The sequence below is a fragment of the Solitalea agri genome (assembly GCF_023914155.1).
GTDB lineage: Bacteria > Bacteroidota > Bacteroidia > Sphingobacteriales > Sphingobacteriaceae > Solitalea > Solitalea agri.
In genome coordinates this window covers 16,289-40,212 of record NZ_JAMWYS010000033.1, presented here as the reverse complement: position 1 = coordinate 40,212, position 23,924 = coordinate 16,289, and the positions used below count along the sequence as shown (strand labels likewise).

At 36.7% G+C, this 23,924-nt stretch carries 26 protein-coding genes; 22 read left to right on the top strand and 4 right to left on the bottom strand.

Going from position 1 to position 23,924, the window contains the following annotated elements; genetic code table 11:
* Positions 1–100: 100 nt before the first annotated feature.
* The 4 genes from NF867_RS10105 to yihA form a co-directional block, all read right to left on the bottom strand.
* Complete coding sequence (locus NF867_RS10105; protein ID WP_252587719.1) at positions 101–1,099, bottom strand: zinc metalloprotease; 999 nt, start codon at positions 1,097–1,099, stop codon at positions 101–103.
* Between the two features lie 581 nt (positions 1,100–1,680).
* Positions 1,681–3,378 carry a M3 family oligoendopeptidase gene (locus NF867_RS10100; protein ID WP_252587718.1) on the bottom strand — a complete coding sequence of 566 codons (1,698 nt, stop codon included), beginning with the start codon at positions 3,376–3,378 and terminating at the stop codon, positions 1,681–1,683.
* A gap of 76 nt (positions 3,379–3,454) precedes the next feature.
* Positions 3,455–4,309, bottom strand: a complete 855-nt coding sequence (locus NF867_RS10095; protein ID WP_252587717.1) for a UbiA-like polyprenyltransferase — start codon at positions 4,307–4,309, stop codon at positions 3,455–3,457.
* 12 nt (positions 4,310–4,321) lie between these two features.
* A complete protein-coding gene (yihA, locus tag NF867_RS10090) occupies positions 4,322–4,948 on the bottom strand; it encodes a ribosome biogenesis GTP-binding protein YihA/YsxC (RefSeq protein WP_252587716.1) in 627 nt (208 codons plus the stop codon).
* Between the two features lie 150 nt (positions 4,949–5,098).
* On the opposite strand from yihA, the gene ubiE reads away from it, so the two are divergent.
* From ubiE to NF867_RS09980, 22 genes are all read left to right on the top strand, one after another.
* The gene (ubiE, locus tag NF867_RS10085) at positions 5,099–5,836 is read left to right on the top strand and encodes a bifunctional demethylmenaquinone methyltransferase/2-methoxy-6-polyprenyl-1,4-benzoquinol methylase UbiE (protein WP_252587715.1); all 738 of its coding nucleotides are present in this window, start codon (positions 5,099–5,101) and stop codon (positions 5,834–5,836) included.
* 44 nt (positions 5,837–5,880) lie between these two features.
* Positions 5,881–6,618: a type IX secretion/gliding motility protein PorT/SprT gene (gene porT, locus NF867_RS10080; protein WP_252587714.1), complete on the top strand. Its 738-nt coding sequence runs from the start codon at positions 5,881–5,883 to the stop codon at positions 6,616–6,618.
* 84 nt (positions 6,619–6,702) lie between these two features.
* A complete protein-coding gene (locus tag NF867_RS10075; protein WP_252587713.1) occupies positions 6,703–7,461 on the top strand; it encodes an SDR family oxidoreductase in 759 nt (252 codons plus the stop codon).
* A 122-nt stretch (positions 7,462–7,583) separates the two neighbouring features.
* On the top strand, positions 7,584–8,033 hold the full coding sequence (locus NF867_RS10070; RefSeq protein WP_252587712.1) for a GatB/YqeY domain-containing protein: 450 nt from the start codon (positions 7,584–7,586) through the stop codon (positions 8,031–8,033).
* Positions 8,034–8,160: 127 nt separating this feature from the next.
* Positions 8,161–8,937: an alpha/beta fold hydrolase gene (locus tag NF867_RS10065; RefSeq protein WP_252587711.1), complete on the top strand. Its 777-nt coding sequence runs from the start codon at positions 8,161–8,163 to the stop codon at positions 8,935–8,937.
* A 188-nt stretch (positions 8,938–9,125) separates the two neighbouring features.
* Positions 9,126–9,788, top strand: a complete 663-nt coding sequence (locus NF867_RS10060) for a CBS domain-containing protein (RefSeq protein ID WP_252587710.1) — start codon at positions 9,126–9,128, stop codon at positions 9,786–9,788.
* A gap of 85 nt (positions 9,789–9,873) precedes the next feature.
* A complete protein-coding gene (locus NF867_RS10055; protein WP_252587709.1) occupies positions 9,874–10,755 on the top strand; it encodes an NAD kinase in 882 nt (293 codons plus the stop codon).
* Between the two features lie 18 nt (positions 10,756–10,773).
* A complete protein-coding gene (gene porG, locus NF867_RS10050) occupies positions 10,774–11,574 on the top strand; it encodes a type IX secretion system protein PorG (RefSeq protein ID WP_252587708.1) in 801 nt (266 codons plus the stop codon).
* A 16-nt stretch (positions 11,575–11,590) separates the two neighbouring features.
* Positions 11,591–12,331, top strand: a complete 741-nt coding sequence (locus tag NF867_RS10045; RefSeq protein WP_252587707.1) for an isoprenyl transferase — start codon at positions 11,591–11,593, stop codon at positions 12,329–12,331.
* A 22-nt stretch (positions 12,332–12,353) separates the two neighbouring features.
* Positions 12,354–14,891: an outer membrane protein assembly factor BamA gene (bamA, locus tag NF867_RS10040; RefSeq protein ID WP_252587706.1), complete on the top strand. Its 2,538-nt coding sequence runs from the start codon at positions 12,354–12,356 to the stop codon at positions 14,889–14,891.
* A gap of 20 nt (positions 14,892–14,911) precedes the next feature.
* Complete coding sequence (locus NF867_RS10035) at positions 14,912–15,439, top strand: OmpH/Skp family outer membrane protein (protein WP_252587705.1); 528 nt, start codon at positions 14,912–14,914, stop codon at positions 15,437–15,439.
* A 46-nt stretch (positions 15,440–15,485) separates the two neighbouring features.
* The gene (locus NF867_RS10030) at positions 15,486–15,995 is read left to right on the top strand and encodes an OmpH/Skp family outer membrane protein (RefSeq protein ID WP_252587704.1); all 510 of its coding nucleotides are present in this window, start codon (positions 15,486–15,488) and stop codon (positions 15,993–15,995) included.
* 193 nt (positions 15,996–16,188) lie between these two features.
* Positions 16,189–16,866 carry an MCP four helix bundle domain-containing protein gene (locus NF867_RS10025; protein ID WP_252587703.1) on the top strand — a complete coding sequence of 226 codons (678 nt, stop codon included), beginning with the start codon at positions 16,189–16,191 and terminating at the stop codon, positions 16,864–16,866.
* A gap of 34 nt (positions 16,867–16,900) precedes the next feature.
* Positions 16,901–17,653 carry a L,D-transpeptidase family protein gene (locus NF867_RS10020; protein WP_252587702.1) on the top strand — a complete coding sequence of 251 codons (753 nt, stop codon included), beginning with the start codon at positions 16,901–16,903 and terminating at the stop codon, positions 17,651–17,653.
* A gap of 98 nt (positions 17,654–17,751) precedes the next feature.
* Complete coding sequence (locus tag NF867_RS10015) at positions 17,752–18,594, top strand: alpha/beta fold hydrolase (RefSeq protein WP_252587701.1); 843 nt, start codon at positions 17,752–17,754, stop codon at positions 18,592–18,594.
* 9 nt (positions 18,595–18,603) lie between these two features.
* Positions 18,604–19,101: an RNA polymerase sigma factor gene (locus tag NF867_RS10010; protein ID WP_252587700.1), complete on the top strand. Its 498-nt coding sequence runs from the start codon at positions 18,604–18,606 to the stop codon at positions 19,099–19,101.
* Positions 19,064–19,675 (top strand): hypothetical protein, encoded by a 612-nt coding sequence (locus NF867_RS10005; RefSeq protein WP_252587699.1) that lies wholly within the window; start codon positions 19,064–19,066, stop codon positions 19,673–19,675. Before NF867_RS10010 ends, NF867_RS10005 begins: the two co-directional genes overlap by 38 nt.
* Before the next feature lie 187 nt (positions 19,676–19,862).
* Positions 19,863–20,312 carry a DoxX family protein gene (locus NF867_RS10000; protein ID WP_252587698.1) on the top strand — a complete coding sequence of 150 codons (450 nt, stop codon included), beginning with the start codon at positions 19,863–19,865 and terminating at the stop codon, positions 20,310–20,312.
* Between the two features lie 14 nt (positions 20,313–20,326).
* Complete coding sequence (locus NF867_RS09995; protein ID WP_252587697.1) at positions 20,327–20,776, top strand: DUF1569 domain-containing protein; 450 nt, start codon at positions 20,327–20,329, stop codon at positions 20,774–20,776.
* A 120-nt stretch (positions 20,777–20,896) separates the two neighbouring features.
* The gene (locus NF867_RS09990) at positions 20,897–22,678 is read left to right on the top strand and encodes an aminopeptidase P family protein (protein WP_252587696.1); all 1,782 of its coding nucleotides are present in this window, start codon (positions 20,897–20,899) and stop codon (positions 22,676–22,678) included.
* Positions 22,679–22,889: 211 nt separating this feature from the next.
* Positions 22,890–23,294: an ester cyclase gene (locus tag NF867_RS09985; protein WP_252587695.1), complete on the top strand. Its 405-nt coding sequence runs from the start codon at positions 22,890–22,892 to the stop codon at positions 23,292–23,294.
* A gap of 112 nt (positions 23,295–23,406) precedes the next feature.
* Entirely contained in the window at positions 23,407–23,922 is a 516-nt protein-coding gene (locus tag NF867_RS09980) for a DinB family protein (protein ID WP_252587694.1), read from the top strand.
* Positions 23,923–23,924 lie beyond the last annotated feature (2 nt).

Here is a 23,924-nt window from a genome sequence, read left to right as displayed (position 1 = left end):
AACAAATCCTGCTTTAACTTGTTGATAACCCCTGAAAATAGAAAGAGGCCGTCCTTTTGAGACAGCCTCTTTCATTTATAATAGGAAAAATAACTATTTATTAGTTTGTACCTGCTGGTTGTGCAAACGCTGCACGCGGGCCCCCATTGGCAAAAACTGCCAAAGCGCGGGTTTTTTGTCCTGCAGAGAACATATACATACAGGCATCATCCGTATAGTCCATGTAGTTCATGGTCATTTCAACTGGTGTACCTGTACAAGTACTTTTATGAGGATATGACGGGCAACCGTAATTAGCGGTGTTATGCTGAGGTGTATCATTTACTAAGTCACTTCCACAAGTGGCATCGCCCCAAATGTGTCGGAGATTCATCCAATGACCTACCTCATGGGTGGCGGTTCGTCCCTTGTTAAATGGAGCCTGAGCTGTTCCTATTCTTCCAAAGCCCGTGTTTAAACAAACCACTCCGTCAGTTGCTGACTGACCTCCCGGAAACTGAGCATAACCTAAAACACCACCTCCCAATGTACATACCCAAAGATTGAGTGTATTGGCAGGGCTGGTAGGATTAATGCCTCCGGTAGACGATTTCTTCATAGCATCATTTGTACTCCAGCTTTTTTTGTTGGTTGATTTTCTGACAGTATTTATCAATTTGAACTTTACACCAATTGCGGCTTTAACTCCGGAAAATAAAGCAGGAACGTTGGCAAAATCAGCGTTTGTTCCAGCGTAGTCTTCATTGAGTACATCAATTTGAGACTGAATTTGAGCATCTGAAATATTTTCAGCAGCTGTGCGATAAAGCACGTTTACAACAACCGGAATTTCAATTGTTCCATCGGGTAAAAGCGTATTTAATTCTTTTTCATTTGAAGCTATTCGTTGTGTAAAGGCTTCAATAGCATTCATCTTTTGTGCCAATAAAGGATCATGTTTTAGCTGTTCGTTTAATACTTCGATTGATGCACATTCGCGTTTAATAACAGCATTTGGCTCAATATCTACTCGTTCGTTTTTGCTGTTATCCAGTTTGTTACAGCTAGCCACAAGGAATGTTCCTGCAGCCAATAGGCTAAGTGTTAGCACTTTCTTCATAGTTCTAAATTTTATAAGTGAATTGATTGAATTAAATTTCAATTGAAAGGATTTGATCTTGAATGTTCAATTGAAAAGTAGGATAGGAGTGATGTCGTATGGAAATAGAAGGGCTGCAGCCGCAGCAGATGCATGCATTCATAGAGAGTGTAAGTTTAATGCAATGATTAGAAGTATGAATACTTGTAGATCAGAGCGTTGTGTTAGCGTGTAATATCAATGTTACGAAATGTGCTTTCAAAAAACAAAGAGTGAGTAGCAAGAAGAGAGCTGTTTTATAAAATATTGTTTTTCAATTATTTAATAGATTGTGGAATTTGCTGAAAAGGAAATAATTAAATGGGGAATAATTGTTGGAAGGAAATTGTGAAACAATTAAAAAATGAAATTTTATTAAAAGTTTTTTTTTTAATCGCTTTAAAAGAGGCAGTTGCGGAAATAGTTTGACTAGTTTTTAAGATAATTATGAGTGTTTTATAATTTATAGTTGATTTCAATGGTTAGCTTTTAATATAATAGTGATTTCAATAAAAAAAGCGGAACCAACTTAATGATTCCGCTCTTGTATAGTCTTTTTTTAATTATCCTAGTTTCTCCAGTTCACTTTTAACAAACTGCATTAACTCATGCACGTATTCTTTGGAAAAATTAAACTCAATGCCAGCAGTTTTATAAATCTCTCCAATAGTTTTAGTATAACCTAGTTTTAAAGCGCTTAAATAATCCTCTAGGCCTTTTTCAGGGTTTTGTTTATAATTTCTCCAAACGGCTACAGCACCTAATTGAGCAATGGCGTACTCGATGTAATAAAAAGGGACTTCAAATAAGTGCAGCTGCTTTTGCCACAAGTTAGTTTTGGTTTCTTCATAACCGGTCCAATCAACAAAGCCGGCTCCGAATCTTTCGTATATTGATAACCAAGCCTGCTTGCGTTCATCCAATGAATGGCCCGGATGGGTATAAATCCAATGCTGAAAAGCATCTATTACGGCTACCCATGGCAAGGTTTTTAAAACATCTTTTAACTGGTCTTTTTTTGCACGAATCAAATCTTCCTCATTGTCGAAAAATTCATTCCAATGATCCATTGAAATTAATTCCATCGACATCGAAGCCAATTCTGCAATTTCAGATGTAAGGTGTTTGAAATCATTTAGCTCTAAATCCGAAGAAATAAATGTATGAACTGCATGACCGCCTTCATGTACCATTGTGCTTAAATCACGCATCGAATTAGCCGAATTCATGAAAATAAATGGCATTCCCGTTTCAGCTAAGGGATAATTATAACCTCCTGGAGCTTTACCTTTGCGAGATTCAACATCAAAGAATCCTTTGGTTTTCATGGTGCTTAAGCATTCACCTAAATAGGGATGAAGTTTATCGAAACAAATGATTGATTTGTCGACTAATTCTTGACCATTGTTAAAAGGCTTTAACATTGGTTTACCTGATACATCAACATCGGTATCCCAAGGTTTTAATTCGGTTAGTTGAAGGGCGGCTTTTCTTTTTTCTGATTGCTCCTTCAAAAGCGGAACAACTTCTTTTTCAATTGCTTCATGAAAGGCGAAACAATCCTCCGCAGTGTAATCGAAGCGGCCTAAGGCGGCAAAAGCATAATCCCGATAGTTTTCAAATCCGGCATTTAATGCAACTTGTTGGCGCAAGCCTAACAATGTTGTATATAGCTCATTTAACTGATCCTTATCCTGCAAACGACGAGCACTAATTTTATCGTAGGCCTGTTTACGGATTTCACGGTCAGTGTCTTTTAAAAAGTTTGAAGCCTGTTCAAGTGTATATTCTTGATCGTTAATAGTCACGCTCATAGCTCCTGAAATCCCTCCGAATTTCTGTTGCTCAATTTGCAGCTGACTTAAAAGAGGAATGTTTTCCTCCCTGAAAAGTTCTAATTGCTTCTTTATTCCACGAATCAGAATAAAGTATTTATCTGGATCGAGTTCTTTCACGAAAGGACTTTCGATAAACTTCTTATTTAATTCATTGGTTAACGGAGCAATTTTAGGCTCAATTTCAGTAGCAAAATATTGAAAATCGGCTAACAACTTTTCATCCGTAGTATCGCAAGTCATTTTAATATAACGCCACGCAAAATCTTCTTCTAAAGCCGCCTCCAATTCACTTCGGTTTCTTAGCCATTCTTCCAGTTCATCAACCGAATTAATCGGACGCTCTAACAATTGATTGTAAAAAGGTTCTATGCTTTCAAAAGTTATCTCGAAAGTTTGCGGGAGGAATATTCTTTTAGTTGACATGGTATTTAAGATGTACCGATATAAGGTTAAACTATTTATTTATTATTGAATCAATGAGTAGATCATTAATCAATTTTTAAAGTTTTATGTATGTATCTGCAAGGAAAAATAAGGCGAAGCCAACACTAGCTATTCCATTTGCGGTCATAAAGGCTAGATTTACACGACTTAAATCAGATGGTTTAACTACTGAGTGTTGATAGATGAGCATTCCGGAGTAACCAATAACTCCTACCCAGTAAAATACCCCGAAATTACCAACAAGTCCTGCCGCAATTACGAATAGTGTTGATAAAACATGTAAAACCGATGAAAAGTTTAAAGCACCTTTGGTACCCAGCCATTCAGGTATTGAATGTAATTTTTGTGAACGGTCGAAGTCTTCATCTTGCAAGGCATAAATGATATCAAATCCGCTAACCCAGGTAATTACTGCTAATGAAAATAAGATTGGCAAAAGAGCAAATTCACCGGTTACAACCAGATATGCCCCAATTGGTGCCAATGAAAGACCTAAACCTAACACTAAATGGCAAAAGGAGGTAAACCGTTTGGTATAGCTATAACCTAAAACCACAATTAAAGCCACCGGCGAAAGAAAAAAACAAAGACTATTAATGAAGTAGGTGGTTACGATAAATGCCAGGCAGTTAACAATGGTAAATACTAGTGCATTTTTCGCACTTATTACTCCCGCAGGGATCTCACGAACTTTAGTGCGAGGGTTTTTCGCATCAAACTCCCTATCGATGTAACGGTTGAAAGCCATTGCCGCACTACGGGCAAATACCATACAGGCAATCATTAAAACAAATTTCTTCCAATCGAACTCAGCATTTGTTACCGAAACAGCTAAAACAAAACCGATGATGGCAAATGGCATAGCAAAAATAGTGTGACTGAATTTTATCAACGAAAGGTAATTCTTCATCGCAAGGTTTGGTTATTGATTTGGTTTTTTAATGTCGTTTATATCGAATTGCTGGTTGATATTGTCAATAAAGCTTAGCAGTTCATCTCTGCCACTTTTATCTTCAGACGAGGTAACAAAGATATCAGGAAGCTCTTCCCAACTTTTTAACAGTTCATTTTTAAACAATTGAACATTGTTTGCGGTTTTGCCTTTTGATTGTTTGTCGGACTTGGTAAACACCACGGCAAAAGGTAAACCCATTTCGCCCAGCGAATCTATAAATTGCAAGTCAAGTTTTTGAGGCTCCAAGCGAGAGTCAACAAGAACCATCACGCACTGTAAATTTTCTCTTTTCGAAAGATATTGGCGGATGAACTTTTCCCATTTTTCGGCTAGTGTTTTAGAAACCCTTGCGAAACCATAACCCGGTAAATCAACTAAAAACCAATTTTTATTGATTACGAAATGATTGATAAGCTGGGTTTTGCCAGGCGTTTGCGACGTTTTTGCTAAACCTTTGATGGAGGTAAGCATATTAATCAACGACGATTTGCCAACATTTGATCTGCCGATAAAGGCATATTCAGGCAAATTAGGTTCGGGTAGTTTACTGATTTGAGTGTTGCTGCAAACAAACTCGGCTGATTTTATGATCATGCTCACAAAGGTAGAAAATTTAGTTAAGCAGAATATAGCTGGGGATAACCGCGGAAGTTAAGTTTTGGTAATTAACTCTTTTTTATAGAATTCCTGAAATAGTAAATCAGCAATCTACATTCTGAAATCATTAATTATCTTTGCCGCAACATGGCAGAGACAGTAAAACCGTATAAAGAACTCGATTCAACCAAAAAAGAGCAGGTTGCTCAAATGTTTGATAAAATTGCTGGTAAATATGATTTTCTTAATCATTTTCTTTCCCTAGGCATTGATATTTGGTGGCGCAAGAAGGCTATTGCTGAATTAATGAGTGTTAAACCTAATTATATATTAGACGTAGCAACCGGGACTGGTGATTTGGCTTTTCAAGCCATTGAAACGCTTAAGCCTGAGAAAATAATTGGGGTAGATATTTCGGAAGGGATGTTGGCATTAGCTGAAAAGAAAATTGCGGAAAGAAACCTTCAGCATATTTTTTCAGTAAAAGTAGGAGATTCGGAAAATTTACCTTTTGAGGATAATACTTTTGATGCGGTAATTGTGAGCTTTGGTGTGCGTAATTTTGAAAACCTTGAGAAAGGGCTTAAAAACATTCAGCGGGTGTTAAAACCTGGAGGGAAAGCTGTAGTGCTTGAATTCTCTAAGCCAACCATGTTTCCTTTCAAACAGTTATATAATTTCTACTTCTTCAATTTATTGCCATTTATTGGTAAAGTATTCTCGAAAGACAATAGTGCTTATACCTATCTTCCTGAATCTGTAAAAGCATTTCCGGATAGTGAGAAATTTACAGAAATTTTAGGCCGATCTGGTTTTGGAGAAACTAAAATCAAAAAAATGTCGTTAGGTATTTGTTCTATTTATACCGGAATCAAACCAAAGTAATATATTACGGCTGGTAGACTTACATGCTAAACCTTAAAATGCCAATGAAGCACATTTTACTGTTCGTTCTTTTTACACTATTTGGGTTTTCGGCTAGTGCCCAGTTTTTGAACACTGCAGGAGATATAGATCATGAACGATTAAATTTTGGCTTTTTATTGGGTATCGACAGGGCGTCATTTACTGTAGTTAAGCAAAGGGATTTTAGCCAACCAGGTTCTAATCCATATACTGCTGATACTTTACAGGCTATTAAACCAATGGGTAATATGGGCTTTAGTTTAGGTTTACTAGCAAATGTTAAGCTCGACCGTCATTTCGATTTACGCTTTACTCCTAAATTCTCTTTTGTTGACCGCCAACTAGAATATCAATATAACAAGGCTTCTGATAATAAGATTCTTTTAAAGCAGGTTGAATCAACATTTTTGGAATTGCCATTATTATTGAAATTTAAATCAGACCGGATGAATGATGTTAGGTTGTATGTTGTTGGAGGCGTAAAGTTTGTAACCGATATTCGATCGAAAAAGAAAAAGGCAAATGATGAGGTTTACAACCCTGATGATGATCGGAAATTGGTGAAGATTAACAACAGTTTTGTGGCTTTGGAAGCTGGCCTTGGAGCCGATATTTACCTGGAATATTTTAAGTTTTCACCTGAATTAAAGTTATCGCATAGTATCAATAACGTGATGAAAACAGGCGATGACAATATAATCACTCATCCATTAGCCGGATTATTTGCCGAAGCACTGCATTTTACAATGTATTTTGAATAGGCCGATTTTATCAATTCAATCATTCGCAACCAGGGATAATTTTTATATCAACTCATTGGTTGTTCAATAAACTGTTAATCTTATATGAAAAAAATAGCAATGATTACCGGAGCGACCTCTGGCATTGGTGAGGCTTCGGCACATATTTTTGCAAAAAATAATTACAATCTTATTATTACCGGTAGGAGAGAGGATCGTTTACTTAAACTTGCTGAAGAGTTGGAATCGAGTTACAACGCAAGTGTTTTACCATTAACTTTCGATGTACGTAATCTGGAAGAAGTAAAAGCGGCAGTTGAAAGCCTAAATGATGAATGGCAACAAATAGATGTTTTGTTGAATAATGCAGGTTTGTCGGTTGGTTTGGACCCAATTCAGGAAGGGAACTTTGATGATTGGGAAACAATGATCGATACCAATGTTAAAGGATTATTATATGTTACCCGTTTAGTTAGTCCTTTAATGATCAAGCGCCAACAGGGGCATATTATTAATCTTGGTTCAATTGCTGGAAAAGAAACTTATGCCAATGGGAATGTTTATTGCGCCACCAAGCATGCGGTTGATTCGTTAAATAAAGCAATGCGTATTGATCTTTTACCATACAATATAAAAGTCACAGCAATTAATCCGGGGGCAGTTGAAACAGAGTTTTCGATAGTTCGTTTCAAAGGTGATGAAGTAAGAGCAAAGAATGTTTATAATGGGTTTGAACCATTATCAGCAACCGATATTGCTGATGCCATTTATTATGTAGCATCATTACCGGCTCATGTAAATATTAATGATTTAACCATTATGCCAACTGCGCAGGCAAGTACGGTGTACTGGAACAAGAAATAATTTACCGAAAGAAAGAAAGGAATAATTCAATGTTCTTTTATTATTAGTTAAGTTTGTGAGTGGATGACAGTCATACCAAAAACACATCCTTCAATTACAATCAATATTCATAAATTTCACACATGTCACTACTAGAGAAAATAGATCAGGATATTAAAAAAGCAATGTTGGCGAAAGAAGAAGCTGCATTGAGAGGGTTGCGTGCAATTAAAGCAGCTTTGTTGGTTGCTAAAACCGAAAAAGGAGCTGCTGAAGTTCTTTCAGAAGATACCGAGGTTAAAGTTTTACAAAAGCAGGCAAAGCAACGTAAAGAGTCGGCCGATATCTACCTAGCACAAAATCGTCCTGATTTGGCAAAAATTGAACAGGAAGAATTAGATGTAATTGAGAGCTATTTACCTAAACAATTGTCAGAAGAAGAAATCGAAATAGTGATTAAACAAGTTATTCTTGATTCGGGTGCTGCCGGTATGAAAGATATGGGAAAAGTAATGGGCTTGGCTACAAAACAATTAGGCGGTCAGGCTGATGGAAAAATAGTTTCTGCCGCAGTTAAAAAATTATTAGCCTAACATTTTTAAATAGAGCTATTTACCTTTTAAGAAAATTAGTTAATCAATACTTACTCTTGTTAATTTTTTGTTTTTAAGGGGTCATGTTTAATTTTAGCCATATATTTGGTCGATATTTAGAATAATTATGAGTTATCAGTTAAGAGAAGAAGACGGTTACAGGTACATTGATGAAGGCACTGGAGATGTGTTGATCTTATTGCATGGCCTTATGGGTGCATTAAGCAACTGGGAGCCTGTTGTAGATCGTTTTTCTAAAGATTTCAGAGTAATTATTCCAGTATTACCTTTATATGAAATGCCTTTGTTAACCACTGGCGTTAAAACACTTTCTAAATTCTTACATAAATTTGTTGAGCATCTGAAACTTGATAAGTTCACTTTAATGGGGAATTCGTTAGGGGGACATGTTGCTTTAATTTATGTTATTAATCATCCCGAGCATATCCACTCGTTAGTGTTAACAGGTAGTTCAGGATTGTATGAAAATGCTATGGGTGCATCATTTCCTCGTAGAGAAAGCTATGATTATATTAAGGAAAAGGTGGCTTATACTTTTTACGATCCGGCAATAGCAACGAAAGAGCTAGTCGATGATGTTTTTTCAACTGTAAACGACCGTAATAGGGTAATACGTATTTTGGCAATGGCTAAATCAGCTATTCGTCATAATATGGAAAAAGACCTGTCGAAGATCAATGTTCCAGTTTCGTTGATATGGGGGAAAAATGACAGAATAACTCCACCTGATGTTGCAGAAGAGTTTCATCGTTTGTTAGCTGATTCGGAGTTAAATTGGATAGATAAATGTGGCCATGCTCCAATGATGGAACAGCCCGAAGAGTTTAACAATTACCTGGATAAGTTTCTTAAAAAGGTTTATCCGAACGGAAGCTCAAAATAAGCTTTTGGAAGATACTTGTAAATACTGAATAAAATATAGATCTACCCAAGAACTGGCTTGGGTTTTGCGCACCAGGTATTATTGGATTGCATAAAGCTCTTCAATTTACTAAGCATCGAAAGTGTGACTGAAGAAAGTTTGAATTCTGATGCATATTTTCTACATTAATAGTATAGAACATTAATAATATGGTAGCTGCACAACTGGCCAGCGATTTTATCCCTCCACTACGGACTTCAGATTCGGCGCAAAAAGCGCTAGATCGAATGGCCGAGTTTCGCGTGAGCCACTTACCGATAGTTAATGAAAGTGAATTCCTTGGTTTAATTTCCGATCATGATATTGTTGAATTGGAGGATTTAAATGAACCAATTGGTAGTTCAGGCCTGTCAACCGTTTATCAATCGGTTAACGAGGAGCAACATATGTATGACGTTATTCGCCTAATACACGAGCAAAAACTAACCGTTGTTCCTGTAATCGATCATAAAAATCTATATAAAGGACTTATTACACTAACAACACTAGCCGATTACTTCGCTACCCTGACGTCGATCGAAAGTCCAGGGGGAGTTATAATTCTAGAACTGGGTGTGCGCGATTTTTCGCTTGCTGAAGTTTCGAGATTGATCGAATCTGATGGGGCTTCGGTATTAAATTCGTTTGTTAGAACGTTTAATGATTCAACTAAGCTAGAACTTACCATTAAAGTTAATAAAACTGACCTTACCGGAATTCTTTCCTCTTTTCAGCGCTTTAATTACCACGTTAAAGCATCTTATTCGCAGGTTTCTCATGCCGACGATACAATGGATCGTTTTGATTCGTTTATGCATTACTTAAATATGTAGATGATAGGTTAAAGAAAATTTATATCTTTCAACCCTGAAATTAATCTGCTTGTTTAATCAGAAAGTATCAGTTAATTAGTAATCAATGAAAATTGCCCTTTACGGACGACAATTCAGCAACAATTCTTTACCATTCATACAAGAAGTTATTGATAACCTGGTTCGTCATGGGGTAGAAATTCTCATTTATGAGGATTTCAGAAAGTTTATTGAGTCAAAAAAAATCAATATATCTAATGCAGAGTCATTTACAGACCATACCGAATTGACTGGTCATGTGAAATGTATGTTGAGTTTAGGAGGTGATGGAACTTTGCTTGATACCTTATCGTTAGTACGCGATTCGGGTTTGCCGGTATTAGGTATTAATTTAGGCCGCTTGGGTTTTTTGGCTAGTATCAATAAAACGGAGATCAAAAATGCCATTGATAGTTTAGTAAGAGAAGAATATACGCTCGATAAAAGGGTACTCATTACTTTAGACTCTTCGGATGCTGATTTGTTTGGTGAGGTAAATTATGCTTTAAATGAAATCACCATTCATAAGCAGGATGCTTCTCCCATGATTATTATCCATACTTATATCAACGGAGAGTTTCTAAATTCTTATTGGGCCGACGGGCTGATAATCTCAACCCCGACTGGTTCAACAGCGTATTCGTTGAGTTGCGGTGGACCTATTGTTTTTCCGCAATCTGGTAATTTTGTTATAACTCCAATTTGTCCGCATAATTTAAGTGTGCGACCAATAGTAATATCTGATAGCAGTGTATTAACATTTAAAATAGAAGCACGAGCTACTCAGTTTTTGGTTTCAATGGATTCAAGAACTGAAAAAGTAGACACTAACGTAGTTTTAACTGCTAAAAAGGAAAGTTTTTCTATAAATCTTATACGCCTCTACAATGAAAGTTATTTAACCACGTTAAGGAACAAGTTAATGTGGGGACTGGATTCAAGAAATTAATCAGCCAAAGAACATTCGATGTTTAAGAAGATAGTTGCCGGCATAACGGTTTTTGTTATTGTTATTACTTTTAATGCAAAGGCTCAAAAGTATGAGTTGGGCTTGTTTGGCGGTTTTTCGGGATATAAAGGTGATCTTAGTCAATTTAATTATATGCGTTTTACTGATCCTGCATTCGGATTAGTTTTTCGCACGAACTTTAATCCGCGCAGTGCATTAAAAGTATCGATAACACATGGTAAAGTTCAGGCAAATGATGCAACTTCGGGTATTCCTGATCAGGAGTATCGTAATCTGCGATTTCAATCGGTGATTAATGAATTATCGGTTCAGTATGAATTTAATTTCTTTAGCCTGAATCCGTTTATTGAGGATGAACGCTTTTCTCCTTATTTATCGGCCGGGCTATCAGTTTTTAATTTCGATCCGAAAGCTGAAAATGGACAACGTTTACAACCTTTAGGAACTGAAGGACAGGGTTTGGAAGGGAATCCAGACCGCTATAAATTAACAGATTTGGCCATTCCATTAGGCGTTGGCTTGAAATATAGAATGAGTGACAGGTGGAATTTGTTTAGTGAGTTGGGATATAGAATTACATTTACTGATTATATAGATGATGTAAGCGGTTACTATGTAGATTTAAATTCGGTGCCATCTACTTTAACAAAAACATATGCCGATCGTTCACCGGAAGCCGGTTATCCGGCTAATTTACCCGGGAATCAACGAGGCGATTTACGCAAAAATGATACATACATGTTTGCCGTTGTTGGCATATCTTTTAGTTTTGTATCTTCGCACTGTCCAAGTTTTTAGCATAGCAAGGTGAAAAATGAGTTTTAAGGAAAAGATCGATATAGATCGCTTACCGCGACATGTGGCCATTATTATGGATGGCAATGGCCGTTGGGCAAAAGAGAAAGGGAAATTACGTGTTTTCGGGCATCAGAATGGTGTAAAAGCGGTAAGAGATACGGTAGAAGCTGCAGCGGAGTTAGGTATTGAGTACCTGACCTTGTATGCTTTTTCAACTGAAAACTGGAATCGACCGGCACTAGAAATTACCGCATTAATGGAACTTTTGGTAGCGACGATTAATCGAGAAACCAAAACATTAATGGAAAACGATGTTAGATTAAATGCTATTGGAGATTTAAGTTCCTTGCCTTCAAAGTGTTATAAAGAATTAATGGAGGCGATAGACAAAACTGCCAATAATAAACGTTTAACATTAAATTTAGCATTGAGTTATAGCTCTCGTTGGGAGTTAGTACAGATGGCAAAACAACTGGCAGCTAAGGTTGAAAATAAAGAATTACAATCATCAGAGGTGAATGAAGAATTAGTTTCTTCGTTGCTTTGTACGGCAAATATGCCTGATCCGGAGTTGTTGATCCGCACTAGTGGCGAATATCGAATCAGCAATTTCTTATTATGGCAAATAGCTTATGCTGAATTATACTTTACAGATATTTTCTGGCCTGATTTCAGGAGAGAGCATCTGTATGAAGCAATATTAAATTACCAAGGCCGTGAACGACGTTTCGGCAAAACAAGTGAACAAGTTATATAAATATCGATTCGAAACTGACTTAATGAAGAGGACCCTTTTAACAGCGTTATTAACTCTATTGCTGTTTAACTTAACCCAAGCCCAAATTATTTATAAACCGCAAGCGAGGCCACAGGTTGATCCGAATGCACCTAAAGAATATACTATCGGAGGCATCACCGTTACTGGTACGCAATCGCTCGATAAAGACGTTCTTATTACCATTTCCAAGTTAAAAGTTGGCGATCGTATTAAAGTTCCGGGTGATAAGATTGCTAATTCTATTAAAGATTTATGGGCACAAGGCTTATTTGACGATGTGCAAATAAACATTACCGACATTCGTCAGGATTCAGTATTCTTAGACCTTTATCTGCTCGAGCGTCCTCGTTTGTCAAATGTTATTTTCCGTGGTTTAAAAAAGTCAGAAGTTGATGATTTAAACGAGAAGAAATTAAAAGACATCACTGGAAAAGTAGTGAACGATAATCTTGTTCAAACCACCTCGTTAATTGTTAAAAATTATTTTGTTGAAAAAGGATACTATAATACAGAGGTTTTAGCCTCTCAACGACCTGATTCAACATCAGGTCGTACGGCTTTAGTGTTAACGGTTGATAAGCATACCAAGGTTAAGGTTAACAAAATTACTTTTGAAGGCAATACCGCACTTTCGAATGCCAAACTTAAAAAGTACATGAAGAACACGAAAGAGCGTAAACCTTACAAAATTTTCGGTTCTAAAAAATACCTTGAAGCAAAATATACCGAGGACAAAGCCGAGGTAATTAAGAAATATAATGAGCGTGGTTATCGTGACGCCGCAATTACCATGGATACTGTTTATCGCCATGATATGGCTTCAGTGGATGTAAACATCAAGATTTCTGAAGGTCATAAATATTATTTTGGTGATATTAAGTGGGTTGGAAATGCGATCTATAAATCGGAGCAGTTAAGCCAGATCTTAGCGATTAAAAAAGGCGATGTATACGATGAAGAGAAGATGGAAAAGCGTTTACGTAATAGCCCATCTGAAGACGATGTTTCTTCATTATATCTAAACAATGGTTATTTGTTCTTCCAGGTAAACCCTGTTCAAACAAGCGTTAAAAACGATACCATTAACCTTGAAATGCAAATTTTTGAAGGTGAGCAGGCTACCATTAATAAAGTATTGGTAAACGGAAACGATCGAACCAACGATAAAGTAGTTTTACGTGAGATAAGAACGAAACCAGGTGATAAGTTCAACAAGTCATTATTAATTCGTACCATTCGTGAATTAAATCAGTTAGGTTATTTTGATGAGCAAAAAACAGCTCCGGATGTTAAACCTAATCAGCAAGATGGCACCGTTGATTTAGCTTATAATGTTACCGAAAAGCCATCGGATCAGTTAGAGCTTTCTGGAGGTTTCGGTGGTGGTCGTATTATCGGAACATTGGGTTTAACGTTCAATAACTTTTCATTACGCAAATTGTTTACCAGTGATTGGGGGGGGATTCTACCAGCGGGTGACGGCCAAAAACTGTCATTACGTGTTCAGTCAAACGGTAAATATTACCAAGCATATAGCTTCTCATTTTCAGAACCATGGTTAGGAGGTGATAAGCCACGTTACTTTACGGTAAGCTTTACGCACACTAACCAAAATTTATACGGTTATAACAAATCGGATCCTCGTTATTCAGGGTTACAGTTAAGTGGAGTTTCGTTTGGACTTGGTCAGCGTTTAAAATGGCCGGATGATTACTTTACATTAAATAGTTCGGTGGCATTTAACCGTTATGTTTATCAGAACTACCAAGGATTCCAGTTTCCTACAGGAACTTCTTATACCTTCAGTTTAACTGAAACAATAGGTCGTAACTCGATTGATGCGCCAATTTACCCTACTTCGGGTTCAAATGTGCAGTTGAGTCTTGAGTTAACTCCACCCTATTCATTAATTAATGGACGTGATTATTCTGATCCAACTATGTCGGCGCAAACAAAGTACAAATATACTGAGTTTCACCGCTGGAAGTTTGATGCCGGATGGTATACCAAAGCTGCATCATCGAGTAAATTGGTATTCCACATGGGTATGCACTTAGGATTCTTAGGTTATTACAATAAGGATATTGGAACAACCCAGTTTGATCGTTGGAAAGTGGGAGGTAGTGGCTTGCAGGGTTATGATTACATTCAGGGTGTTGAAATTGTTCCTTTACGTGGTTATGCTGATAATGCAATTACTCCTGAAGGTAAACCGGGGAACTATTATTCAGGTAGTCCAATTTATGCCCGTTATTTAATTGAATTGCGTCATCCGATTACATTAAATCAACAAGCAACAATCTTTGCACTTGCTTTTGCGGAAGCTGGTAACACATGGGATAATTTCCGGACTTTCCAACCGTTTAATGTAAAACGATCAGTTGGTGCGGGTGTGCGTATCTTCTTGCCAATATTTGGTATGTTAGGACTGGATTACGGTTACGGTTTCGATCGCGTACCTCCAATTCCGGGTGGTGGAAAACCAAACAAAGGTCAGTTCCACTTCTCTATTGCACAACAACTAGGTTCAGGATTTTAATCAGGGATAAATTCAATCGAATGAAAAGAGTTCTTTTAATCATACTTTTAATTGCAGGCATAGGCGCTTTTACTGCCAGTGCCCAAAAAATAGGTTATGTTGATACTGAGTATGTGTTAAAACACATGCCTGAATATAGTGCTGCCCAAAAACAGATTAATGATCTTTCGGCGCAATGGCAAAAAGAAATCGATAAAAAATTTGATGAAGTTGATGCTCTATATAAGGCTTATCAATCAGAGCAAATGCTTTTGACAGATGCAATGCGTAAAAAACGTGAAGACGAAATTGTGAAGAAGGAAAAGGAAGCAAAAGATTTTCAAAAGGAAAAGTTTGGCCCTGAAGGTGAGCTTTTTGCAAAACAAAAAGCATTGGTAAAACCTATTCAGGATAAGGTTTATAAAGTAATTGAGCAGATAGCTGAAGACGGTATGTATGCGATTATTTTTGATAAGTCAAATGGAATGCTATATTCGAGCCCTCGTTACGATAAAAGCAACGATGTGCTTGCCAAGCTAGGATTAAAGCCTGGTGAATTTGCCAAGTAAGAGTTAATAACCAAGAGAAATATTTAAAGAAAACTGAAGATTAAAGATGAAAACAATTAAAGTTTTAGTTGCGGCTATAGTGCTGTTGATTTTTGCAGGAAATGCAAATGCCCAAGTCAAATTTGGTCACATTAATGTGAATGAGTTAATTGCTGCGATGCCAGATATTAAAGTTGCTGACAAGGCAGTTCAAGACTTTACAGGTACTTTAGATGCACAAATGAAAACAATGGGTACTGAATATCAAACTAAGATTGCTGACTACCAGTCTAAAGAAAAAACAATGACTGATGCAGTTAAGGAAACTAAAGTAAAAGAAATTCAGGATTTGGAAAAACGTATCGGTGATTTCCAACAAAAAGCTCAACAAGACATCAGCAAAAAACAAGAAGAAGTTTATGCTCCTGTTTTGAAAAAAGCAGAGGATGCTATTAAAACTGTTGCTAAAGAAAACAACATTGCTTATGTTTTCGATTCAAGCAAAGGTGTTTTGATTCAATTCCCTGACGGCGATAACATTTTGCCTTTAGTTAAAAAGAAATTAGGTATTCAATAATTTTAATTGAATTGATGATAAAAGGCGTTCCGGATTCCGGAACGCCTTTTATGCTTTTTAGCTTTTTTGTTTGTTACGGCGTACACAGTCATAAATGAAAATTCTAAGAAGTGGCTGGCAGCAAATAAATAGAATATATGTACTTTGCCAATTCGTAATTTTTACAACCAATTTATAATTACATAGAAGTTTTATGATGAAATGGGCATTTACCCTGCAGCAGAAAATAAAAATTTCCGCTTTGTTGGTGCTGGTTTTTGTGATTGTTTTATTTAAAAATATTTATGACCGTAAAAATGTAGTCGCTTTGGGTGCTTCGTTTTCTACTGTATATGAAGACCGATTGCTGGCCGAGAGCTATATTTTTCATTTTTCAGAAAGTTTGCACCAGAAGATGAATGACATTCAGAATGCGAACTTATCTGTTAGCAATGTAAAGCCATTGAAAGAGAAATTGTATAAAGCGAATGCAACAATTGATTCATTGTTTTTAAGTTATGAATCAACACGCTTAACCGTTCGCGAATCAACCTACTATAATGAATTTAAACAAACTGTGCTGAATTTGCGGAAACTCGAGGATCAATATTTAAATAGTTCGTTTGAACAAGGCTCGGTTCCAAAGTTTATTACCGTAATGGATTTTAAATTGAATGCCGCATTGATAAAACTAAATCAGCTTTCTGAAATTCAAATCTCCGAAGGAAAGGCTTTAAATGAACAATCGAAAAAGATCATTGCTCGGTCAACCCTTTTAACGCAACTCGAACTAGGGATTTTAATTTTTATTGGTTTAATCATCCAAGTGCTGATTTTTACTTCTAACTCAATTATGCCTAAGAAACCAACCAAGGGACACGATTTGAATTAAACACTGCCGGAAACATCTTACTGCCTTTGAACCTATGATATTATTAAGATTGGCATTTGCCATCAGTTTGTTGTTTTTTACAACAGATGAAGGCAACGATAGCTTTAAAAAAGAACAATTAGCAAATGAACGTGTAAAAAATGCTTATGATAACACCGCTCAGCAACTGTTTTTCCTGCTTAGCGTAAATGGAGTTGAAAAAAATAAGTTGCAGATTTTACTATGTGCTTATAAGAACGAAAAAGCGGTGGAATTATGGGCTAGAAACAAAGGTGAGGTAAAATATAAACTAATAAAGCAATATTCAATTTGCTCTTCCTCGGGTATTCTTGGACCAAAACGCAGAGAAGGCGATAGGCAAGTGCCTGAAGGGTTTTACATAATTGATAGGTTTAATCCTAAAAGCCTGTTTCATTTATCATTGGGGATTAACTACCCGAATAAATCGGATAAAATACTCGGTGAGAAATATCACCTGGGTGGTGATGTTTTTATTCATGGAAAATGCGTGACCATTGGCTGTATTCCGCTAACAGATGAAAGAATAAACGAACTCTATGTATTGGCCGTTGAAGCTACCAATAACGGGCAATCAGCTATTCCGGTTTACATTTTTCCGTTCAGAATGTCGGATGAAAACTTTAAGCACTTAATGCCTCAATATAGTTCATCAAAAGAGTTAAAATCCTTCTGGATGAATTTAAAAACAGGGTATCAAAAGTTTCAACGTACGGCTAAGCCATTAAATTTTGAAATTAATAAACAGGGCAGGTATGTTTTCTTGTAAACGTTCAATACCCGTTTTACGTTCTAAAAAACTTTTTCAAAACCTGTAACATTTTGAAATTCCCAGTATCTAAAGGGAAAATTTAAAATATTACTACAATGAAAAAGATCAAATTTTTACTAATCCTTCTTGCTTTTATATTAGTTTGTATCAATGTTTTTGCTGCAGCTTCACATCCGTTTAATGTAAGTGTTTCGGGTAAAGGCAAGCAAGCTATCGTATTTATTCCTGGTTTCACCTGTTCGGGAGATGTTTGGAATGAGACTACTATTCAACTTAGCAGAAACTATAAATGTTACACATTAACAATGCCGGGTTTCGCCGGTCAAAAAGCCCAGGATGAGCCATCATTAAAAGGCTGGGTAAAAGATATTATTGAATTTATCAAAACAGAGAAAATTGAAAAGCCGATAGTAATTGGTCACAGTATGGGAGGCGTATTGGCTTTAATGCTGGCTTCCGACCATCCTGATAAGATTGCAAAGATTGTGGTAGTAGATGCCTTGCCATGTTTGTCGGCAGTTTTTAATCCGGCATTTAAAAGTGTTGAAACCCCTGATTGTTCTAAATTAATAGAAACTTATACGCAAATGGACAATGCCAAATTTGCAGTAGCTCAGGCAGCCGGTGTAAAACGTCTGGTGGCTGATACCAGCAAATATCAGTTGATCACTCAATGGGGAATACAAACCGATCGTAAAACCTATGGTAAGATGTATTGTGATTTGACAAATACTGATTTAAGAGCGCAATTGAGTTCAATTAAATGTCCTGCTTTAATTTTATTGGAGGCTCCGTTTAAACAGTTCGACTCGGTAATGAGAGCACAATATGCCCAACTGGCTTCAGCTCAAATTGAATATTCTTCTAAAGCCCTACATTTTATAATGTATGATGACAAAGATTGGTATATGACTCAATTGACTACTTTTATCAAATAAATAACATCGATGACTTTTGAAGAAATATATAATACCTACTCCCCGCGTGTTTACCGGCTTTGCATGGGTTATGTAAATGATAGCACTTGGGCGAAGGATATAACACAGGAAACCTTTATCTCGGTTTGGCAAAACTTGGGTAAATTCAGACAAGAATCATCTGTTGGCACCTGGATATTCAGAATAGCTTCTAATAATTGTCTGCGCCAACTCGAACGAGAAAAGAAGAATCTTAAATCGGAGATGCCGATTGATATAGAGGAGAAATTGATGGAAGATAATTCGGAGCAGGAGAAATTACTGTTTCGGTTTATCTCCGAACTCGAAGAAACCGATAGGCTGATTATTTCACTTGAGCTGGAGGAACTTCCGCAGGCACAGATAGCCGAAATTATCGGTATCTCCGAAGGAAATGTAAGGGTGAAAATTCACCGTATTAAAGAAAAACTACTTAAAAAATTTCAAGAGCATGAACAGCTTCAACGACATAAAGCAACTTTGGCATAAGCAGGAAGTATCTAATCTTCCGGATGTTAAAACGGTTATTGAAAACGCCATTAGTTTTCAAAAAAAAGCACGCTTCAACGTAATTAAACACAATGTGATTTTATCATTGACGGCCATCTACATCACTTTTGTATTATTCTATTACAAGCCAGAATTTTTAACCACCAAACTGGGAGTAGTAATTATGGTAATCGCGATTGCTATGGCGATAATTGTTCAATCGAATATGTTGCATTGGTTACTCAAATCAAATTCAACTGAAACCAACAGTCATCAATATTTGGAGAAAATGATCAGATACAAAAGTCAGGTAAATTTTTTTCAGGATAAAATTATGAAAGCCTATTTTATTCTTCTGTCACTTGGAATCGGTCTTTACATGTATGAATATGCACTTAGAATGCAATGGCCCTATGCTGTTTTGGTTTATGCATTAACTTTTGGATGGATTGGTTTGGCCTGGGTTCGCTTTGTCCCTAAACAAGCTGCCAGTATTAATAAAAAAGTGAATGATGTGATCAACCAATTGGAAAGAGTAAATGCCCAATTAAGGGAAAAAGAGCATGCTCAATAATCCCTAATTGCTGCCATTGTTTGTATTAATGTACATGGTTTAAAGGTGGAATTAATTATAGTTTATATATTTAAACTATATATGAAATTTCGAGCCGAAAAATAATGTATGTTTTGCGTTCAAACAGTGGCAGTTTTCGTTAAAGCATTATTATAACATGTACTCAATCTCAATTGTTAAATTAATTATGAAGCCGTTAGTCGTATTAATTTTAAGTTTTTTCATTGCATTGCTTACTAATTGGGCTATCGGTAATGGGCTTAATTTTGTTTTTGCAGGAAACCTTGCCATGAGTATTATGCTTATGTTTACTGCACTTGGGCATTTTAAGTTTGCTCAAGGAATGGCTCTGATGATTCCTAATTTTGTCCCGTATAAAACCCAGTTTGTTTATTTAACAGGAGTCATTGAAGTGTTGGCCGCAATTGGTTTGTTGATTCCTACGGTAAGAAACCTAACAGCTATACTGCTCATCATATTTTTTGCTCTCATTTTACCTGCAAATATAAACGCGGCCATTCATCATGTGGATCATGAGAAGGCGACTTATGAGGGTAAGGATGTTTCTTATTTATGGTTCAGGGTTCCTTTGCAATTATTGTTCATTGCTTGGATTTTCTATTTTAGCCTTGATTAATTTAAACATATACGATGAAGAATTTATTGAATGCTACCGACAATAACGAAATAATAGAACGGATAAATAAGTTAAGTAATCAAAGTCAGGCTTTATGGGGTAAAATGAATGTAGCTCAAATGATGGCTCATTGTCAACAACCCTTAAAAATGGCATTTATTGATAAAGGTGTTAAGAAAACATTTTTAGGCATGGTGTTCGGCGGTTTGATTAAAAAGCAATTACTGGGTATTAAGCCATTTAAAAAGAATTTGCCGACCGACAGCTCTTTTAAAATTGTTGACGAACGTGATTTTGACAATGAAAAAGTGGAATTGATTAGGTTGATAAAAGGCTTTTCGGTGGGTGGAAGTGAGGCGGTTGTTGGAACTAAGCACCCGATTTTTGGAACAATGACCCCCAATGATTGGGGTATTTTATCATGGAAACATCTGGATCATCATTTACAGCAATTTGGGGCTTAATGTAAATATTCACCTAGGTGTTGAGACATCAAGTTTTATTATCATTGTTTCCTGCCAAAATATCATTATATCCTGCCAACTAGATAAGGTATATTTGCGCGCAAATCATATTAATCAATAATGAAGTATACTGAAAAACTAAATGCCATCCGCTTACAAATGGCGCAAAGTGGCATTGATGCTTATATTATTCCTTCTTCTGATCCCCATATCAGCGAATATTTACCAGATCATTTTAAATGCATAGAATGGACCTCCGGTTTTAATGGCTCTGCAGGAACGTTGGTAATTACAGCCGATTTTGCAGGCTTATGGACCGATGCCCGTTATTTTGTGCAAGCTGCCGATCAATTAAAAGACTCAGGCTTTGAGCTGGTGAAATTAAAAGTTCAGCATACACCAGAATATATTGAATGGTTAACCGAACGTTTACCAAAAGGTGCAAAAGTAGCATTTGACGGTCGTTTGGTAGCTGCTGAGCTGGTGAAAACCATGCGTGCTGGTTTTACCCGAGCTAATTTCAAACTGCTTACTGATGTTGATCTCCTCGATTCAATTTGGGAGAACCGTCCCGGCTTTTTAAGTAATCCGGTTTTTTTATTGTCAGAGTCTATTACGGGCGAATCAACTGAAAGTAAGATTGAACGCGTTCGAGCCGCAATGACAAAGAATCAGGCAAATTACCATTTGATCTCATCAATGGATGATACTGCCTGGTTGTTAAACGTTCGTGGTAGCGATGTAGAGTGCAATCCATTGGTGTTAAGCCACCTGTTGGTTTCACATAATAAAGTAGTTTGGTTTGTTGATGACAGCCGAATTACAGATGCTGATAAAGATACATTGGCTTCTTCCGGAGTGATTCTAAAGCCTTACGAAAGTTTTGTTTCTGCTGTAAGTGCGATGCCTGAAGATAAAACGGTGCTTCTTGATCCGAAGAAATTATGCCAGGCAGTTTATGAAGCGATTCCGGAAAGTGTGAGCATTGTGGAAGGAACCAATCCAACTACTTTGTTTAAAGCTATTAAGAATCCGGTTGAGCAGGAGCATATCCGTCAAACAATGGTTAAAGACGGTGTGGCAATGGTTAAGTTTTTAAAATGGCTGGAAGAGCATATTGGTAAAACTCCAATCGATGAAATTTCGGCTGCTGAAAAGTTGTATAGTTTCCGTGCTGAGCAACCTGGTTTTGTAGGTGAAAGTTTCGGAACCATTTCAGCCTATAAGGGACATGCAGCTTTACCTCACTATCGGTCAACCGCCGAAAGTAATGTGGAGCTGAAAGCAGATGGTATTTATTTAGTTGATTCTGGAGGACAGTATCAAACAGGTACAACCGATATTACCCGTACTATTTCTTTAGGTAATCCAACAGCCGAAGAAATGAAGGATTATACTTTGGTGTTAAAGGGAATGATCGATTTGAGTATGATCCGTTTTCCAGAAGGCACAAAAGGTTATCAAATGGACGCTTTTTCTCGTAAGTGGTTATGGGAAGCAGGTTATAATTTCGGACATGGAACCGGTCATGGTGTAGGCTTCTTCTTAAATGTTCACGAAGGTCCACAGAATATCAGTGTTTCCGGAGCTATTAATGTGGCTTTTCAGCCGGGAATGCTAAATTCAAATGAGCCTGGAATTTATCGACCTGAAAAACATGGTATACGAATCGAGAATTTGGTGATTTGTCAGGAAGATGTGGAAACAGAATTTGGTAAATTCTTCAACTTTGAAACAGTTACTATTTGTCCAATTGCTACTAACTTAATTGTTAATGTTTTATTGGACGATCGTCAGCGTAATTGGTTAAATAATTACCATCAGTTTGTCTATCAAAAACTTTCACCTCATTTAAATGATGAGGAGCAAGCGTGGTTGCAAGAAAAAACAAGGGAAATATAATCATAAAAACGGCCTTCAGTTAATTTTGAAGGCCGTTTTTTTTGTTAATTGATTTTGAGGTTTAGGTTTATTGATAGATCTTTCGTTTTTTATTATTTTTAATCATACTTCCTGACTCCCGCATATAACATCTTTAAGCTTAATCTTTCATTTTTTGCTTCTAAATTGATTACAACCAGTTTGTTTATATAACCACTTAATTAATTAGGTCATGAGAAATATTAATTCAACTCACCTTTATAATTGGTTTGAAGAAGTGTGGAATAAAGGTCAACGGAATGCAATAGCCAACTTATTAACGGAAGAATTTGTCTCCCACGGTCTCGGTGTCGATGGTCAATACAATGGCATTAATGGTTTTTTGGAGTTTTATGATGATTTCCGGCGTCAGTTTGCGAATGTTCACGTGGACATTGAAGCCGTGCTAGGTGACGAAGATATGGAAAGTGCCTTTTGCAGGGTTACGGCAACTCACATTGAAAGTGGAAAAGAAGTTACATTCTCAGGAATTGCTATGGCAAAGATTAAGGATGGGAAAATTGAACAGGCCTGGAATAGTTATGATTTTTTAACGATGTATCAACAGCTTGGTCATTCGTTAACTCCACCACAATAGATTGTAAGTATTGATTTTTGTGCTTGATAATAAGAGCGACCTTCGATTACTTTTGAAGGTCGTTTTTGTTTGTTATTTATTCTCTGGTTACTTAATGAAACATTTATTGATCATGAAACAGGTAAATTGGTTTGATAGAAAGTTTGATTTCACTTATCAGCAAAATATATTTCCATCAATAATTGAACGCTTGGCGGGTACCGTACTCCGTTTGGAACATAAGCTTGCTAAAATTTCAGAGCGAAAGCATACGGTGAAACCGGATAACGGATGGTCGATTCTGGAACATATTGGTCACTTGTCAGACTTAGAGCCCCTATGGCAAATTCGGCTCGAAGAAATTCTTTCAGGTAAGGAGTTCATGAGTTCTGCTGATCTTCAGAATACTAAAACCAATGAGGCTGGTCATAATAATAAAAGCTTTCAGCAATTGATTACTGAGTTTTCTGCGCTGAGAGAACAAACATTAAAAATGATTGAATCGCTAAATGAAGAGGAGATCTATCGATCATCACTTCATCCAAGACTAAAAACACCAATGAGAACCATGGATCTGTTCTTGTTTGTTGCCGAGCATGACGATCATCATCTGGCAAAAATTACAGAACTTGATCGTCTGATAAGTTAAAT

Bases quoted from the DNA above. Each gene is read 5' to 3' on its own strand.
- NF867_RS10105 (WP_252587719.1), bottom strand. From the start codon at position 1,099: ATGAAGAAAGTGCTAACACTTAGCCTATTGGCTGCAGGAACATTCCTT.
- NF867_RS10100 (WP_252587718.1), bottom strand. From the start codon at position 3,378: ATGTCAACTAAAAGAATATTCCTCCCGCAAACTTTCGAGATAACTTTT.
- NF867_RS10095 (WP_252587717.1), bottom strand. From the start codon at position 4,309: ATGAAGAATTACCTTTCGTTGATAAAATTCAGTCACACTATTTTTGCT.
- yihA (WP_252587716.1), bottom strand. From the start codon at position 4,948: ATGATCATAAAATCAGCCGAGTTTGTTTGCAGCAACACTCAAATCAGT.
- ubiE (WP_252587715.1), top strand. From the start codon at position 5,099: ATGGCAGAGACAGTAAAACCGTATAAAGAACTCGATTCAACCAAAAAA.
- porT (WP_252587714.1), top strand. From the start codon at position 5,881: ATGAAGCACATTTTACTGTTCGTTCTTTTTACACTATTTGGGTTTTCG.
- NF867_RS10075 (WP_252587713.1), top strand. From the start codon at position 6,703: ATGAAAAAAATAGCAATGATTACCGGAGCGACCTCTGGCATTGGTGAG.
- NF867_RS10070 (WP_252587712.1), top strand. From the start codon at position 7,584: ATGTCACTACTAGAGAAAATAGATCAGGATATTAAAAAAGCAATGTTG.
- NF867_RS10065 (WP_252587711.1), top strand. From the start codon at position 8,161: ATGAGTTATCAGTTAAGAGAAGAAGACGGTTACAGGTACATTGATGAA.
- NF867_RS10060 (WP_252587710.1), top strand. From the start codon at position 9,126: ATGGTAGCTGCACAACTGGCCAGCGATTTTATCCCTCCACTACGGACT.
- NF867_RS10055 (WP_252587709.1), top strand. From the start codon at position 9,874: ATGAAAATTGCCCTTTACGGACGACAATTCAGCAACAATTCTTTACCA.
- porG (WP_252587708.1), top strand. From the start codon at position 10,774: ATGTTTAAGAAGATAGTTGCCGGCATAACGGTTTTTGTTATTGTTATT.
- NF867_RS10045 (WP_252587707.1), top strand. From the start codon at position 11,591: ATGAGTTTTAAGGAAAAGATCGATATAGATCGCTTACCGCGACATGTG.
- bamA (WP_252587706.1), top strand. From the start codon at position 12,354: ATGAAGAGGACCCTTTTAACAGCGTTATTAACTCTATTGCTGTTTAAC.
- NF867_RS10035 (WP_252587705.1), top strand. From the start codon at position 14,912: ATGAAAAGAGTTCTTTTAATCATACTTTTAATTGCAGGCATAGGCGCT.
- NF867_RS10030 (WP_252587704.1), top strand. From the start codon at position 15,486: ATGAAAACAATTAAAGTTTTAGTTGCGGCTATAGTGCTGTTGATTTTT.
- NF867_RS10025 (WP_252587703.1), top strand. From the start codon at position 16,189: ATGATGAAATGGGCATTTACCCTGCAGCAGAAAATAAAAATTTCCGCT.
- NF867_RS10020 (WP_252587702.1), top strand. From the start codon at position 16,901: ATGATATTATTAAGATTGGCATTTGCCATCAGTTTGTTGTTTTTTACA.
- NF867_RS10015 (WP_252587701.1), top strand. From the start codon at position 17,752: ATGAAAAAGATCAAATTTTTACTAATCCTTCTTGCTTTTATATTAGTT.
- NF867_RS10010 (WP_252587700.1), top strand. From the start codon at position 18,604: ATGACTTTTGAAGAAATATATAATACCTACTCCCCGCGTGTTTACCGG.
- NF867_RS10005 (WP_252587699.1), top strand. From the start codon at position 19,064: ATGAACAGCTTCAACGACATAAAGCAACTTTGGCATAAGCAGGAAGTA.
- NF867_RS10000 (WP_252587698.1), top strand. From the start codon at position 19,863: ATGAAGCCGTTAGTCGTATTAATTTTAAGTTTTTTCATTGCATTGCTT.
- NF867_RS09995 (WP_252587697.1), top strand. From the start codon at position 20,327: ATGAAGAATTTATTGAATGCTACCGACAATAACGAAATAATAGAACGG.
- NF867_RS09990 (WP_252587696.1), top strand. From the start codon at position 20,897: ATGAAGTATACTGAAAAACTAAATGCCATCCGCTTACAAATGGCGCAA.
- NF867_RS09985 (WP_252587695.1), top strand. From the start codon at position 22,890: ATGAGAAATATTAATTCAACTCACCTTTATAATTGGTTTGAAGAAGTG.
- NF867_RS09980 (WP_252587694.1), top strand. From the start codon at position 23,407: ATGAAACAGGTAAATTGGTTTGATAGAAAGTTTGATTTCACTTATCAG.